Origin of the sequence: Streptomyces griseus subsp. griseus (assembly GCF_000720255.1) — a bacterium.
Lineage (GTDB): Bacteria > Actinomycetota > Actinomycetes > Streptomycetales > Streptomycetaceae > Streptomyces > Streptomyces griseus_I.
This window is the reverse complement of record NZ_JOJE01000029.1, coordinates 83,314-96,978: the sequence shown is the minus strand read 5'-3', so window position 1 is coordinate 96,978 and position 13,665 is coordinate 83,314. Positions and strand designations below refer to the sequence as shown.

The window sequence follows — 13,665 nt, the reverse complement described above, 5'->3', positions numbered from 1 at the left end:
CTCCGAGCGGGGGAAGAACTCGTACCAGGCGCCGTACAGCGCCCGCTCCCGTTCCACCAGCAACGGCAGCGTCTGCGACGCCGTCACCGGGTCGCTCCAGGCCTCGACGTGGAACGTCCAGCGGCCGACGGCGTCCGGGGTGACGTCGGCGCCCCAGCGGTCGGTGCCGGGGGCGAGTTCGCGCATGGGGGTCCAGGGGCCGGGGCGGCCGTCCGGGTCCGTCAGGACCACGTTGGCGGCGACCGCGTCGTGGCCCTCGCCGAAGACGGTGGCGGTGACCTGGAACGTCTCGCCCGCGACCGCCTTCGCAGGGCGCCGTCCGTACTCCACCGCCGGGCGCACGTCGCGTACCGGGACTCGGCCGATGGCCGGGATCGAACTCATGGGTATCACCTCCGCCGTACTAAAGCCGGGCCTGTCGGCCCGGCTGGGGATCCTGCGCCGGAAGGGGTCTAGAGCCCCGCCGGGGAACGTCGCTCGGACGGCGGACCCCGCCTGCCGACCCCGGCGGCGTACGGCCGTTCGCCCTGCTCCCGGAGGTAGCGTTCGGCGGCGTCGGCGGCCTCCCGCGCACAGCGCTTTCCCATCAGGACGCAGAGGGTGTAGCCCGAGTCCTCGAAGGTCGCGCGCACCGTGAGGTCGGCGGGGGACGCGAGCATCACGCGTTCCCACGCCCGGTACCGCCGCAGCTGCCGTGCGACTTCGGCCTTAGCGGGTAGCAGCATGGCGCCCTTCACCTTCCCGGGCTCTCGATGGGCACATGCCCGACGGTCGGGCCGGTGGCCGTGCACGCCAGAGGCACGGTCCGCTTCGGCGATCGAGGCTTTCACCCATGGTGCACACACAGCCACGCAGCGTCCTGTTGGATCTTCAACTACCTCTCGCGCCTCTCGGTGGGGCTCGTGTTGCACGAATGGCGTAAGAGCCGCACTGTGGGGAGTGACTCAGAAGCGAACAGTGCCCACGCTCCGTGTTCGGGGCTCGGCCCCGCGGGGGCCGAGAGGGAGCGAAGGTCTCGCCGGTGAGGAGCGAACGACGATGAAGAGCGCAGTGCCCTGCTACTACCACCTCGACCTGGAAGTGAGCCCCGAACGGGTCGGACAGGTCGGCCGCATCCTGGCCGCCCACCTCCGGCTCTGGGACCTCGAGAACCTCGTCGAGCCCGTCTGCCGCGGTGCCGGACTGCTGCTGACCGCCATCGACGAGCACGCGACGGACAAGAAGGCCTCGATCGAGCTGTGGTGGACCGGCCAGCACCTCATCACCGCCGTGGGAGAGGACAACCGTGACCTGCGCCCGGACCAGGACCTGCGCGGCTGCCTGGAACACATCGCCGCGATGAGCGACGGCTGGGGCTGCTGCGCCACGGACACCGGCAGCAAGGTCATCTGGTTCTCGCAGCGCGCCCGCGCCGGCGAACGCGTCCCGCTGGTGCCGACGGCACCCGCTCCAAACGTGTGGGAGGGACTCGATGTCCCCCGTGAGCTCCCGGTGACCGCGCTGGCCTCCATGGCGGACGGTGTCCTGGAGGACGCCCGGTGACGCCGAGGCCGAAACACCGAGCAGGGGTGGCCGCCTGGAGCGGGCACCCCTACCCGCTGGGCGCCGAACACGACGGCGAGGGCACCAACTTCGCGCTGTTCAGCGAGGTCGCCGAACGCGTCCAGCTGGTCCTCGTCGACGACGACGGCACCGAACACCGTGTCCCGCTGACCGAGGCCGACGGCTTCGTCTGGTACGGCTATCTGCCCGGCGTCGGCCCCGGTCAGCGCTACGGCTACCGGGTGCACGGTCCGTGGGACCCGTCCGCCGGACACCGCTGCAACCCGGCCAAGCTGCTTCTGGACCCGTACGCCCGGGCGGTGGACGGTCAGATCGACAACCACCGCTCGCTCTACGAGCGTTCGCCCGGCGGCCCCGATCCCGCCGACAGCGCCGGACACACCCTGCTGGGCGTGGTGACCGACCCGGCCTTCGACTGGGGCGACGACCGTCCGCCCCGGCGGCCCTACGCCGACACGGTGATCTACGAGACCCATGTGCGGGGCCTCACCCTCACCCACCCCGACGTGCCGCCCGAACTCCGCGGCACCTACGCGGGCATCGCCCATCCGGCCGTCGTCGAGCACCTCGTCCGGCTCGGCGTGACCGCCGTCGAGCTGATGCCGGTGCACCAGTTCGTGCAGGACGGCGTGCTGAAGGACCGGGGCCTGTCCAACTACTGGGGCTACAACACCATCGGTTTCTTCGCCCCGCACAACGCCTACGCCGCCCACGGCACCCGCGGCGAGCAGGTCCGCGAGTTCAAGGGGATGGTGAAGGCGCTGCACGCGGCCGGGCTCGAGGTGATCCTCGACGTGGTGTACAACCACACCGCCGAGGGCAACGAGAAGGGCCCCACGCTCTCCTTCCGGGGCATCGACAACGCCTCGTACTACCGCCTGGTCGACGGCGACTGGGCGCATTACTACGACACCACGGGCACCGGCAACAGCCTGCTGATGCGCCACCCCTACGTCCTCCAGCTGATCATGGACTCACTGCGGTACTGGGTCACCGACATGCACGTCGACGGGTTCCGCTTCGACCTCGCGGCCACACTGGCACGGCAGTTCCACGAGGTGGACCGGCTGTCGGCGTTCTTCGACCTGATCCAGCAGGACCCGGTGATCAGCCGCGTCAAGCTGATCGCCGAGCCCTGGGACGTCGGCGAGGGCGGCTACCAGGTCGGCAACTTCCCGCCGCTGTGGTCGGAGTGGAACGGCAAGTACCGCGACGCCGTACGCGACTTCTGGCGGGCCGAGCCGCACACACTGGGCGAGTTCGCCTCCCGGCTGACCGGCTCCGCCGACCTGTACGCCCACAGCAGGCGGCGCCCCCGCGCCAGCGTCAACTTCGTGACCGCGCACGACGGGTTCACGCTGCACGACCTGGTCTCGTACAACGACAAGCACAACGAGGCCAACGGCGAGGACAACCAGGACGGCGAGAGCGTCAACCGGTCCTGGAACTGCGGGGCCGAGGGCGAGAGCGACGACCCGGCCGTGCGGGAACTGCGCGCCCGCCAGCAGCGCAACTTCCTGGCCACCCTGCTGCTGTCCCAGGGCATCCCGATGCTGAGCCACGGCGACGAACTGGGCCGCACCCAGGGCGGCAACAACAACGCCTACTGCCAGGACAACGAGGTGTCCTGGATCGACTGGCGGCTGACGGGGGAACAGCGCGACCTCGCGGACTTCACCCGCCGCGTCATCGCCCTGCGGGCCGCCCACCCCGTCCTGCGCCGACGCCGCTTCTTCCTCGGTGAGACGGTCACGCATGCCGGGCAGCCGCTGCCCGACCTGGTGTGGCTGCGCCCGGACGCCCGCGAGATGACCGACCGCGACTGGCAGCGCCCCGACGCCCACTGCGTCGGCATGTTCCTCAACGGCGACGCGATCGCCGAGCCCGACCCGTACGGGCGGCCCGTGATCGACGCATCGTTCCTGCTGCTCCTCAACAGTTCCTGGGAACCCGTCGACTTCCGCCTGCCGGCCGCCGCCTACGGCGAACGCTGGACGGCCCTCGTCGACACCGCCGAGCCGCAGAGCATCCCGGACGAGGCGGAACACAAGGCGTCCACCACCCTCACCGTCGAGTCCCGCAGCCTCCTGCTGCTGTCCAGGCCGTCCCTGCGGGAGGAGTGAGACCCGCCGAGCCCCCGGAACCAGCCCCACCGGAGAGAACACGGATCACCCCCGGAGCCCGCGGGCCCCGGGGGTGATGTGCCGCCCGTGCGCCGGGCCGGACACCTTCAGCGTTCGCGGCGGGAGGTCACGGTGAACTGGGCTCCGTCCGGGTCGCGCAGCACCGCCTCGTCGGCGGCCCTGCGCAGGACGCTGCCGCCGTTCCGCTCTGCCGCGCGGGCGCAGGTGGCCACGTCCGACACGGCGAAGTGGACCTGCCAGTGCGGCCGGATGGTGGGATCCGGCGCCGATCCCAGGGCCCCCGACTGGATTCGGGCGACCACGTCCCCCTGGCTGCGCAGGACGACCTCGTCGCCCTCGTAGTGGACCTGACAGCAGCCGAGGCGGTCCGACGCCCAGTCGAGGATCTCGCCGTAGAAGATCGCCGCGTCGAAGGCGTCCCGCGTGTGGAGGCGGATGAAGGTGGGGGCGGCGCGGCGCCAGTTCTCCCAGGCGCCCATCAGGTCGCCCTCCCAGATCCCGAAGGTCGCGCCGTCCCGGTCGGCGAGCAGCGCGGCCCGCCCGGGCGGGAAGGACAACGGCCCCACGGCCGCCGTACCACCGCGCTCCCGCGCCCGGCTCACGGCCTCGTCGGCGTCCGGCACGGCGAAGTACGGCGTCCAGGCCACGGCCATGTTCCACATGACGGCGACCGCGGCGATCCCGGCCACCGGCACGTCGTCCGCCAGCGCGATCCGGAAGCGGTCCCCGAGCCGGTTCCTGCGCCACTTCCAGCCGAGCACGGCCGAGTAGAAGTCCTGCGTGGCGTCCAGGTCGCGACTGGTCAGGCTCACCCAGCAGGGCGCGCCGAAGACGGAGTGCGTGGAGACGACCTCGGCCGTGGCGGGGGAGGGTTTCGTGTCGTGGTTCATGGCACTCGCGTCCTGCTCTCGTCGTTCGGCGTCCCCCGGTCTTCCTCCAGTGTCCGGCCGGACCCGCTCGGGGCGCTTGCCGAGGAGGCCGGTGGCACGATGGAGGGGTGGCACGAGTACCCGAGGAGCCCGACGACGAAACGGGCCGGATCTTTCAGCTCCAGGAAGAGATCGACCAGCTCAAGGAGGCGATTGTCTCGCACGCCGTCGTCGACCAGGCGATCGGAATGGTCGTGGCACTGGGGCGGGTGGCACCGGACGACGGCTGGGCGGTCCTGAGAGAGGTCTCCCAGCACACCAACATCAAACTCCGCAGCGTCGCCGAACTCATCGTCCTCTGGGGGCGCAGCGGCGACATGCCCCCGCAGATCCGGGGGGAACTCGAGGACGCCCTCGACCGTCACGGTCCCACCCAGGTTCCGGGGGCACCCCCGGTCGAGTGACGCGGTGCGGGCGGCACTCAGCGCGCGCAGCCCGTCTCGGCGAGCACCTCCTTGCGCAGCCGGGCGAAACAGCCGCTGAGCAGCCGCGAGACGTGCATCTGGGAGATCCCCAGCTGCTGGGCGATACGACTCTGCGTCATGCCCTGGAAGAAGCGCAGGTAGAGAATGGTCCGCTCGCGCTCGGGCAGCGCCTCCAGGCAGGGCTTGAGGGCCTCACGGTCGACGACGGCGTCGAACCCCGGGTCCACATCGCCGATCGCGTCCTGCAGCGCGTAACCGTCGGTGCCGGGCATCTCCGCCTCCAGAGACAGCGCGGTGAAGCACTCCAGGGCCTCCATCCCGATGCGCACCTCGGCCTCCGTCAGATGCGCGTGCTCGGCGATCTCGACGACCGTCGGCGCGCGCCCCGGGATCGTCTGTCCCAGTTCCTTCGACGCGTGCCGGACGCGGTTGCGCAGGTCCTGGACCCGACGCGGCACGTGCAGGGTCCACATGTGGTCACGGAAGTGCCGCTTGATCTCCCCGGTGATCGTCGGTACGGCGTACGCCTCGAAAGCGCGGCCGCGGTCCGGGTCGTAATGGTCGACGGCCTTGACCAGACCGAGGGCCGCCACCTGGTAGAGATCCTCCAGGCTCTCGCCGCGGCCCCGGAAGCGGACGGCGATCCGCTCGGCCATCGGTAGCCAGACCTCGACCAGGCCGTCCCGCAGCGCCGTGCGCTCCGGGCCCTCGGGCAGCCCCGCGAGCCGGACGAAGGCCGCGGCCGTGTCCGGGGCGTCGTCGTGGGGGTGCTGTCGTGTGCTGCCGGCGGTACGCATCCTGCGCGCCTCCCTGAAGCAGGTGCCTGGTGGACGGACACCGTGGAAAGGGCGCGTGCGCGGCCGACGACGTACGTCGCTTGAAAGCGGGCGGCCCGTTCCCACGGACGTGCCTCCTGTCCGAAGCACTGAAGTGCACCTTCCCGGGCAGCAGATTTCAAAACAAAAGGTAGCAATTAGGTACATACAGCACCTCTGGAGCGTCGAGGGGCATCTCTTGACCCGCCCTTGGGCTCATTACCTCTGCTACAGAGCTAATGTCGGAAACGTGGAGCAGGAACCCGTGCAGCAGACCTTCCCGGAAGAGCTGGCCGACGCCCTCGTCGGTGTACAGCGGCTGGTCCGGCGCCGACTGCGCGCCGGGCTCGCCGTGCCGCGGCTGCGTGGCGCCGAGGTGGAGCTGCTGCGCCTGGTGCGGACCCGGCCCGGCATCGGTGTGTCCGAGGCGGCAGGCGAACTCCACCTGGCCGGCAACTCCGTGTCGACGCTGGTGAACCAGTTGGTCAGGGACGGATACCTGATCCGCGAGACGGATCCCGCCGACCGACGCGCCGCCCGCCTGCTGCTCACCGAGGCCTCCGAGATCCGGCTGCGCGCCTGGCAGCAGCGCCGCGCCGCCCTCGTCGGCCGCCATGTGGCCCGCCTGGACGAGGCGGACCGGGAGGCGCTGCGCGCGGCGCTCCCGGCCCTGCGCAAGCTCGCCGTCACCCTTCACGAGGAGGTCGAGGAGTCATGACCGGCGACGCCGCCGCCGAGGCGGTCACCTGCACCGGGCTGGCCTACGCCTTCGGAGGGACCAAGGCGGTCGACGGCCTCGACCTGACCGTCCGGGAGGGTGAGGTCTTCGGGCTGCTCGGCCCCAACGGCGCCGGGAAGACCACCGCGATCCGCTGCATCACCACGCTCCTGCCGGTCCCGCCCGGCATGGTCGGCGTCTTCGGGCACGATGCCGCCCGCGACCGGATGGCGGTACGGCGCCTGCTGGGCTACGTCCCGCAGCAACTGTCCGCCGACGCGGGCCTGACCGGCAGGGAGAACGTCGACCTATTCGCTCGCGTGTTCGACGTGCCCCGCCGTGAACGCGCCGAACGCGTCGCACAGGCGCTGGCCGCCGTCGACCTCGCGGATGCCGCCGACCGGCTCGCGAGCACCTACTCCGGCGGTATGGTCCGCCGGCTCGAACTGGCCCAGGCGCTGGTCAGCGCGCCCCGCCTGCTGATCCTCGACGAACCCACGATCGGCCTCGACCCGATCGCCCGGACCAGTGTCTGGGAGCACATCGAGGCCGTGCGCGCCGCCACCGGCATGACGGTCCTGGTGACCACGCACTACATGGACGAGGCCGACCACTACTGCGACCGGGTCGGTCTGATGCACCGCGGCCGCGTCCGCGCCCTCGGCACCCCCGTCGAGCTGCGGCGGGGACTCGGTGAACGCCGACGCGCCGAGGGTACGGCGGACGCGGACACGCTGCCCACGCTGGAGGACGTCTTCCGGGACGTCGCCGGCAGCGGCCTCGACGACGAGTCAGGAGACTTCCGCGATGTCCGAAGCACCCGCCGCACCGCGCACCGCGTCGGCTGACCGCGCCCGCCTGGAGGGCATCGGCCTCCTCGTCCGGCCGCCGCAGCCCCGCGCGGGCCGGCGGGTGCTGCCCGCCCGGGTGGCCGCGATGTGCGCGGTCGAACTGCAGAAACTGCGCCACGACCGCACCGAGCTCTACACCCGGGCCGTGCAGCCCGCCCTGTGGCTGCTGATCTTCGGCCAGACCTTCACCCGCATCAAGGCGATCCCCACCGACGGCATCCCCTACATCGACTACCTGGCGCCTGGCATCATCGCCCAGTCCGCGATGTTCATCGCGATCTTCTACGGCATCCAGATCATCTGGGAGCGCGACGCCGGCGTGCTCAACAAGCTCCTGGTCACCCCGACCCCGCGCTCGGCGCTCATCACCGGCAAGGCGTTCGCGGCCGGGGTGAAGTCGCTGGTCCAGGCGGTCGTCGTGATCGTGATCGCGGCACTGCTCGGCGTGGCGCTGACCTGGAACCCCCTCAAGTTGCTCGGGGTGGCCGTGGTCGTCGTCCTCGGCTCGGCCTTCTTCTCCTGCCTGTCGATGACGATCGCGGGCATCGTGCTCAGCCGCGACCGCCTGATGGGCATCGGACAGGCGATCACGATGCCGCTGTTCTTCGGCTCCAACGCCCTCTACCCGGTGTCGGTCATGCCGGGCTGGCTCCAGGCGGTCAGCAAGGTCAACCCGCTCAGCCATCAGGTTGACGCCCTGCGCGGTCTCCTCCTCGGGACGCCGGCCGACCTTCCGGCCGACTTCGCTGTGCTCGCCGTGGCCGCCGCGCTCGGCATCGCCGCGGCCTCCTCGCTCCTGGGCCGGCTCGCCCGCTGATCATGGCCGAGAACGTGATGTGCGGCACGCTCGGGAAAGCGGTCGCGCGACCCGGATCGGGATTGTTCCTGCGCACGGCTTGATCAGCGATCAAAAGGGGTGAACTCCCTGGCCACAGCCCATTCTGCTCATTTGACAGTGCGCTGAGCCCACGGATAGGAAGCAGCCCGAAGAAGTCGAGAGGTGGACTGTGTACGAGCCGAACGTGGTCGGGGACTGGCACGAGTACGACGAGCATGCCGGTCTGCGGGTCCGCGTCCACCGCCTGGAGCCGGCCGAGCCGCCCCGCGGGAGGGATGACGCGGCCGAGGGAATGACGTATTTCCGTCTGCGCGTGACCGTCGAGAATCGCGGCGGCCGCCACTACGGCATCCACCTCGAGGACGGCCAGATCGACGTGCGGATCGGCCCTGACGGCGAGAGCGCCTTCCTCGACTGGCGCAACTCGCAGTTCATCGAGGGCTTCGACGTCTACCCGCTGCGCCGGGCCACCGCCGTGCTCTACGCGGCAGGCCCCGAGGCGGCGCTGAGCCAGGTGGACGTCCAGGTGCAACTGCGGGTCGAGGAGGAGTGGACCGACCGCCGGCTGTGGACCGGCGGCATCGGCCTGACCGAGGGCGCCGGCGGCGCCCCCGCGGCCCCGGGACGAGACAGCCTGGCCCGACAGGTGAGCAATTTCCTGCGCGACCAGGCCGAGGAGGGCACCGCCTGACGCGAGGCGGGGCCGGTCGGCCGTCCGGGTCACATCCCGGTCGGCTCGGAGGTGTCCCGGCGCCGGGACAGCAGGACTCCCAGAGCGACCATGCCGATGCCCAGGAAGAAGTGCAGCCAGTCGTCGGCCGTGCTGAACGGTACGAAGTTCGCTCCGCCGTCGTGGTCGATGATCAAGCCGTACAGCCACAGCACCAGATAGACCGCGCCCCCGGCCAGCAGGAACGTCCCGGCGAGCGAGGCCGTGCGGGCCATGGCGACACCCGCTACGCCGAAAGCCAGGTGCACGAGGTTGTGCAGGACGGACACCTGGAAGATCCCGAGCAGTTCGGCCCCGGAGTCTTCGGAGGCGAACTCCATCGAGCCGTAGTCGGTGGTGATGCCGGGGATGAACCCCAGGACCCCCACGAGCAGGAACACCGCCCCGACCAGCAGCGCCGCATGCTGGACGGGGGTGCGGGCGGCTGCCCTTTCACGCGTGTACGTCGTCATGGCCCCCTGCCTCCCTCTCGCGGCGCCGAACGGCGGCGAGTGGCCCTCGCCCCGAGGCGCTGTCTCACAGGGGTTCCCGGTGTCGACCGCGGTCGGATGCATCGAAGCGGCAGAGGAAGGCGCGTTGCCGTCAGTGCGGGATGCCGTCGATGATCTCACGGGCGCCCTGGCGCAGCAGCGCCACGGCGACCGACGTGCCGAGGGTGGCGGGGTCGAGGGGGCCGGCCCACTCATGGGCGTTCAGGCGGGTCTTGCCGTCCGGGGTGAACACACACGCCCGCAGGGACAGCTCTCCACCGCGGTCCACCTGCGCGAACCCGGCGATCGGGCTGTTGCAGTGTCCCTGCAGCACATGCAGGAACATGCGCTCCGCCGTCGCCTCCCGGTGGGTGGCCGGATCGCCGAGCCCGCTGACCGCGTCGATGACCTCGGTGTCGTCCTGGCGGCACTGCAGGGCGAGGATGCCCGCGCCGATCGGCGGCATCATCGTCTCCGGTGACAGCACCTCGCTGATCACGTCCCGCCGGTCGATGCGTTCCAGACCGGAGACCGCGAGCAGCAGCGCGTCCGCCTCACCGGCCGCGAGCTTCTCCAGCCGCCGGTTGGCGTTGCCCCGGAACGGCACGCACTGCAGCTCCGGGTGGGTGGCGGCCAGTTGGGCCCGTCGCCGCACCGACGAGGTGCCGATCCGCGTTCCCGCGGGGAGTTCGTCGAGGGTGAGCCCGTCCGGATGGACGAGCGCGTCCCGGATGTCGTCCCGCTTCAGGAACGCGGCGAACACCGTGCCCGCGGGCAGCGGCCGGTCGGCTGGCACGTCCTTGACGCAGTGCACCGCGAGGTCGGCCTCCCCGGCCAGCAGCGCCGCGTCGACCTCCTTGGTGAAGGCGCCCTTGCCCTCCACCTGCGACAGGTCCCCCATCCACTTGTCGCCGGTGGTCCTCACCGGGACGACCTCGGTGCGGATGCCGGGGTGCAGGGCGGCCAACTCGGTGCGGACGCGTTCCACTTGGGCGAGAGCCATGGGGGAGTCGCGGGACACGATACGGATGAGTTCCGGGACGGACATGCGGGACACGATAGACCCTCCGGACCGGGGCGCGTGCCCCCTCCGCCACTGTCAAGGGACCACGGGCAGGCTGTAGCGCAGTTTCTCCTGCGCTCGGGCGCCGAGACGGTCGTAGAAGCGCGCCGCGCGTTCGTTCCACACGGGCGTCTGCCACTGGACCTCGGTGAGGCCCAGGCGGCGGGCCTCGGCGAGGACCGCCTCGACGAGCAGGGCGCCCAGGCCGAGCCCGCGGTGTCCGGGCGCCAGGAACAGGCAGTCCATGTGAAGGTAGGCCCGCCCCTCCCAGGTGGACACCGCCGGCTCGCACGTCGCGTAACCGACGACCTCGCCGTCGGGCAGTTGGGCCACGAGACAACTCAGCCGGGGCGCCGGGGTGGCGAAGAGCAGGGCGGCCAGGCGGCCGTCGAGCCCGGCGGCGGGCGGCGCCGCCCGCTCGTACCGCGCGTGCTGGGCGGCGAGTTCGGCCACCCGGGGCAGATCGGCGGGCTCGGCGGGGCGCACCAAGGGGTCGCCGGTCACCGCACGGTGCCCTCGACGGTGTCCGCACCCCAGGCGGTGAGGCGCTCGCCCAGCGGTCCGGTGCCGTCGAGGACGTGCCGGGAGAACGCCTCGCGCTCGTGCGCCAGGACTGCCGCCTCCCAGACGCAGGGGGCGAGTCCGGCCCGGCCCGGTCGCAGTAGGTCGGGTCGGCCGACGGGGCCGACGAAGACCGCCAGGTCAGCCATGTCGCCCTCGATCCAGCTGTGCACGAGCACGTAGTCGCCGTCACCGCCCGCGTGCACGATCAGCACGGCGAGACCGAGCGAACCGCGCAGCCGCCCCAGTGTCAGATGATCCTCGGCGACCTGGAGCGCCGCGGCCGCGTCCGCGTCGGTCACGGTGCGGCCCGGCGCCTCGAGGGCATACACCTTCACCAGGTGTCCGGCGGCCTCGCGGGTGCCCAACGGCCGTGCGGGGCGGGCGTGATGCTCGTCGGCGAGGGCGAGCAGGGCTTCGGCCGCCACCGCCGACGGGAGTTCCTCGTGATGATCCATAAGGACATCATGAGTGCCGTTTCCCGGGTACGTCCACGGCGTATGCCGGGGGGCCTGCCCGGCCTGCCCTCCTCAGGTCAGCGGGACGCTGAGTTCGACCGCGCGCAGGGCGGCGGCGAGGGCGGGTTCGTCGCCGACGTCGAGGGCCGTGTCGGTGAGCTTGACGACGTGCTCGTCGCCATGGGCCAGGGCGCGTTCGAGGACCTCCTCCGGGGTGCGGAGGGAGGGCGGCGCGTAGGGGACCGGTTCGGCGGGGGCGTACATCGCGGTGACCGCCGCGGACGCCGTCCACGCGGCGTGCAGGCTCGGCGCCCACAGCTCGCGGGGGAGCGAACCGAGTGTGCGCAGCACGGCGTTGGGGGCCGTCGCCGCGTGCACCAGCATCGTCTCCTCGCCGTGCCCGTGCGTGGCGTACCGGTGGGTGGCGGCCCGGACGAGTTCGGTGAGCCGCTCCCGTGCGGTGTCGGGGTCCGTCACGTCGTCCGCCCACACCGGCAGCGCGCGTACCACCGCGAGCCGGTCGGGGAACTCCTCGCTGGGCGCGTGGACGGCGGGGACGGCGTCGAGGGAGGCCGCGGCGGTCGACGCGCCGGGCAGCGCGGTGATGCCGGAGACCGTGAGGTGGACCGCTGCCCAGTAGCCCAGGCCGTGGGCGAGTTCGGCCCGACGGGGCGCGGTCTCCTGCGCTTCGAGGGCACGGACGGCGTGGCCGACGCGGATGACGGGGTGCGTGGAGCCGCCGTAGAGGCCGGGCAGCAGGCGCGGCCACCACTCGGCGAGGACGTCGCGCCATGGGCGGTCGGCCAGGGCGCGGGAGAAATGGTCGATCCAGTCGGCCACTCGGCGTGGATCGCCCAGCGCCTGCCGCCAGTTGTCGTCCGTGACGGGGGCGAAGGGGGAGGGAAACTCCTCCAGCCTGCGCTGATACAGGTCCAGCCAGCGGTGCAAGGCGTCGGCGTGGCCGTGCGCGGCGAGCGCCTCGACGACCATGGGGGCGTGGTTGGTGTAATGGCCGACGCGCTCCGGTCCCGCGCTGTGCAGCCGTTCCAGAGCTTCTTCGAGGTGTCCGCTCGTGTCGCTGGTCTCCATGAGCGTGACGTTATGCCGCGCCGCGGGCGGCCGGAATCGGGCGCGGGACCCAACCCGAGGGCGCCTCGGGTCCTACGTCCCGGGCCCGACTCCGGTCCGGAGCTCAGGCGTTGGGATCGAACGCGATCCCGGACGGCTTCGCCTTGGCGAGGTCGGAGGCGAAGTTGGCGTCCTTGAGGGCGAAGTTGGCGCTGCCGAAGTCGTACGCGGTCAACTTGTCGCGCAGACCCGCCGGGTAGCCGTTCCAGCCGACGAGGGGCGGGTACTGCCAGGTGCCCTCGTGGTTCTCCGGCGGTTCGTCGTTCGAACCCGCCAGCCGGAAGCAGTGGGTGCTGATGCCGTCCTTGTGGTAGACGATCTTCGGGTGGGTGCCGTCGAAGCGGACCTCGGAGGCCCCGTGCACGGTGTACGAGCCGTGGTTGGACGTCGACACGTACTTGACCTGGTTGTCCTGCACGAACACCACGACGTGCTCCCAGTCGTTGCGGTGCCCGCCGATGCTGCTGCCCGCGACGGCCTGGTCCTTCTCGAAGTACAGGCCGTACATGAAGGCGCACCAGCCGTTGTTGCACTTGGAGCGCGAGTAGCTGTTGGTGTTGTCGAGGTCCGAGCCGTCACGGCAGTCGCCGCTGAGCGAACCGGTGGGCTTGAGACCGCCGTTGATGGTGCCGTCCGGGCCGATCGCGGGGGTCGGGTAGCAGCCGTCCGTGTCGTAGTCGAAGGCGGGCTGGTACGCCTTCTCCTGGCTGTCGGCGTTGCCGGGCAGGGCCTTCGGTGGGGCGGCGAAGGCGGCGGTGGGGAAGGCGACCACGAGCGCGGCGGCACCGGCCAGTCCGGTGACCCATCTCCTGCGGTGTGCCTTGAAGGTCGGTGACGACACTGCGTCCTCCTCTGATCCGGGCGCAGCCCAACGGCTGTGGGGGAAAAGGAGGTTCAGCTTCCCCGCTTTCCCCTGCCGTGCCAAGGGTTCGCAGGCGTATCCACAGTGAAGCGCGGGCCAATACTCGGATC

General features: G+C 71.4%; 17 protein-coding genes. 7 read left to right on the top strand and 10 right to left on the bottom strand.

Going from position 1 to position 13,665, the window contains the following annotated elements; translation table 11 throughout:
- Together IG99_RS31015 and IG99_RS31010 are read right to left on the bottom strand one after the other, a co-directional pair.
- Positions 1 to 384 (bottom strand): maltotransferase domain-containing protein (locus tag IG99_RS31015; RefSeq protein ID WP_037679757.1); only part of this gene is annotated, 384 nt, incomplete at its 3' end.
- Between the two features lie 68 nt (positions 385 to 452).
- A complete protein-coding gene (locus IG99_RS31010) occupies positions 453 to 725 on the bottom strand; it encodes a DUF5133 domain-containing protein (RefSeq protein WP_037679756.1) in 273 nt (90 codons plus the stop codon).
- Positions 726 to 1,038: 313 nt separating this feature from the next.
- Here IG99_RS31010 and IG99_RS31005 point away from each other — a divergent pair, with 313 nt between their 5' ends.
- Positions 1,039 to 1,542, top strand: a complete 504-nt coding sequence (locus IG99_RS31005; RefSeq protein ID WP_037679752.1) for a hypothetical protein — start codon at positions 1,039 to 1,041, stop codon at positions 1,540 to 1,542.
- Positions 1,539 to 3,686 (top strand): glycogen debranching protein GlgX, encoded by a 2,148-nt coding sequence (gene glgX / locus IG99_RS31000; protein ID WP_051866093.1) that lies wholly within the window; start codon positions 1,539 to 1,541, stop codon positions 3,684 to 3,686. Before IG99_RS31005 ends, glgX begins: the two co-directional genes overlap by 4 nt.
- A 107-nt stretch (positions 3,687 to 3,793) precedes the next feature.
- On the opposite strand, the gene IG99_RS30995 is transcribed toward glgX, so the two are convergent.
- The gene (locus IG99_RS30995; RefSeq protein WP_037679748.1) at positions 3,794 to 4,597 is read right to left on the bottom strand and encodes a VOC family protein; all 804 of its coding nucleotides are present in this window, start codon (positions 4,595 to 4,597) and stop codon (positions 3,794 to 3,796) included.
- Between the two features lie 107 nt (positions 4,598 to 4,704).
- Here IG99_RS30995 and IG99_RS30990 point away from each other — a divergent pair, with 107 nt between their 5' ends.
- Positions 4,705 to 5,040, top strand: coding sequence for an ANTAR domain-containing protein (locus IG99_RS30990; protein WP_037679745.1), 336 nt, complete (start codon positions 4,705 to 4,707; stop codon positions 5,038 to 5,040).
- 17 nt (positions 5,041 to 5,057) lie between these two features.
- On the opposite strand, the gene IG99_RS30985 is transcribed toward IG99_RS30990, so the two are convergent.
- Positions 5,058 to 5,858 (bottom strand): RNA polymerase sigma factor SigF, encoded by an 801-nt coding sequence (locus tag IG99_RS30985; RefSeq protein ID WP_037679742.1) that lies wholly within the window; start codon positions 5,856 to 5,858, stop codon positions 5,058 to 5,060.
- A 268-nt stretch (positions 5,859 to 6,126) separates the two neighbouring features.
- Between IG99_RS30985 and IG99_RS30980 the strand changes: the two genes are divergently transcribed.
- The 4 genes from IG99_RS30980 (at position 6,127) to IG99_RS30965 (ending at position 8,974) form a co-directional block, all read left to right on the top strand.
- Positions 6,127 to 6,594, top strand: a complete 468-nt coding sequence (locus IG99_RS30980) for a MarR family winged helix-turn-helix transcriptional regulator (RefSeq protein ID WP_078948007.1) — start codon at positions 6,127 to 6,129, stop codon at positions 6,592 to 6,594.
- Positions 6,591 to 7,442 (top strand): ATP-binding cassette domain-containing protein, encoded by an 852-nt coding sequence (locus tag IG99_RS30975; protein ID WP_037679740.1) that lies wholly within the window; start codon positions 6,591 to 6,593, stop codon positions 7,440 to 7,442. The genes IG99_RS30980 and IG99_RS30975 overlap by 4 nt, the downstream gene beginning before the upstream one ends.
- The gene (locus IG99_RS30970; protein WP_037679738.1) at positions 7,402 to 8,262 is read left to right on the top strand and encodes an ABC transporter permease; all 861 of its coding nucleotides are present in this window, start codon (positions 7,402 to 7,404) and stop codon (positions 8,260 to 8,262) included. Before IG99_RS30975 ends, IG99_RS30970 begins: the two co-directional genes overlap by 41 nt.
- A gap of 190 nt (positions 8,263 to 8,452) precedes the next feature.
- Positions 8,453 to 8,974, top strand: a complete 522-nt coding sequence (locus IG99_RS30965) for a hypothetical protein (protein ID WP_037679735.1) — start codon at positions 8,453 to 8,455, stop codon at positions 8,972 to 8,974.
- A gap of 29 nt (positions 8,975 to 9,003) precedes the next feature.
- Here the strand turns inward: IG99_RS30965 and IG99_RS30960 are convergent, their stop codons facing one another.
- The 6 genes from IG99_RS30960 to IG99_RS30935 form a co-directional block, all read right to left on the bottom strand.
- Complete coding sequence (locus tag IG99_RS30960; protein WP_037679734.1) at positions 9,004 to 9,465, bottom strand: DUF4383 domain-containing protein; 462 nt, start codon at positions 9,463 to 9,465, stop codon at positions 9,004 to 9,006.
- A 130-nt stretch (positions 9,466 to 9,595) separates the two neighbouring features.
- Positions 9,596 to 10,531, bottom strand: a complete 936-nt coding sequence (hemC, locus tag IG99_RS30955) for a hydroxymethylbilane synthase (protein WP_037679731.1) — start codon at positions 10,529 to 10,531, stop codon at positions 9,596 to 9,598.
- A gap of 51 nt (positions 10,532 to 10,582) precedes the next feature.
- Positions 10,583 to 11,050: a GNAT family N-acetyltransferase gene (locus IG99_RS30950; RefSeq protein ID WP_037679729.1), complete on the bottom strand. Its 468-nt coding sequence runs from the start codon at positions 11,048 to 11,050 to the stop codon at positions 10,583 to 10,585.
- A complete protein-coding gene (locus tag IG99_RS30945) occupies positions 11,047 to 11,565 on the bottom strand; it encodes a hypothetical protein (RefSeq protein ID WP_037679727.1) in 519 nt (172 codons plus the stop codon). The genes IG99_RS30950 and IG99_RS30945 overlap by 4 nt, the downstream gene beginning before the upstream one ends.
- Before the next feature lie 72 nt (positions 11,566 to 11,637).
- On the bottom strand, positions 11,638 to 12,654 hold the full coding sequence (locus IG99_RS30940) for a questin oxidase family protein (protein WP_037679725.1): 1,017 nt from the start codon (positions 12,652 to 12,654) through the stop codon (positions 11,638 to 11,640).
- A gap of 103 nt (positions 12,655 to 12,757) precedes the next feature.
- A complete protein-coding gene (locus IG99_RS30935) occupies positions 12,758 to 13,534 on the bottom strand; it encodes an NPP1 family protein (RefSeq protein WP_037679723.1) in 777 nt (258 codons plus the stop codon).
- Positions 13,535 to 13,665 lie beyond the last annotated feature (131 nt).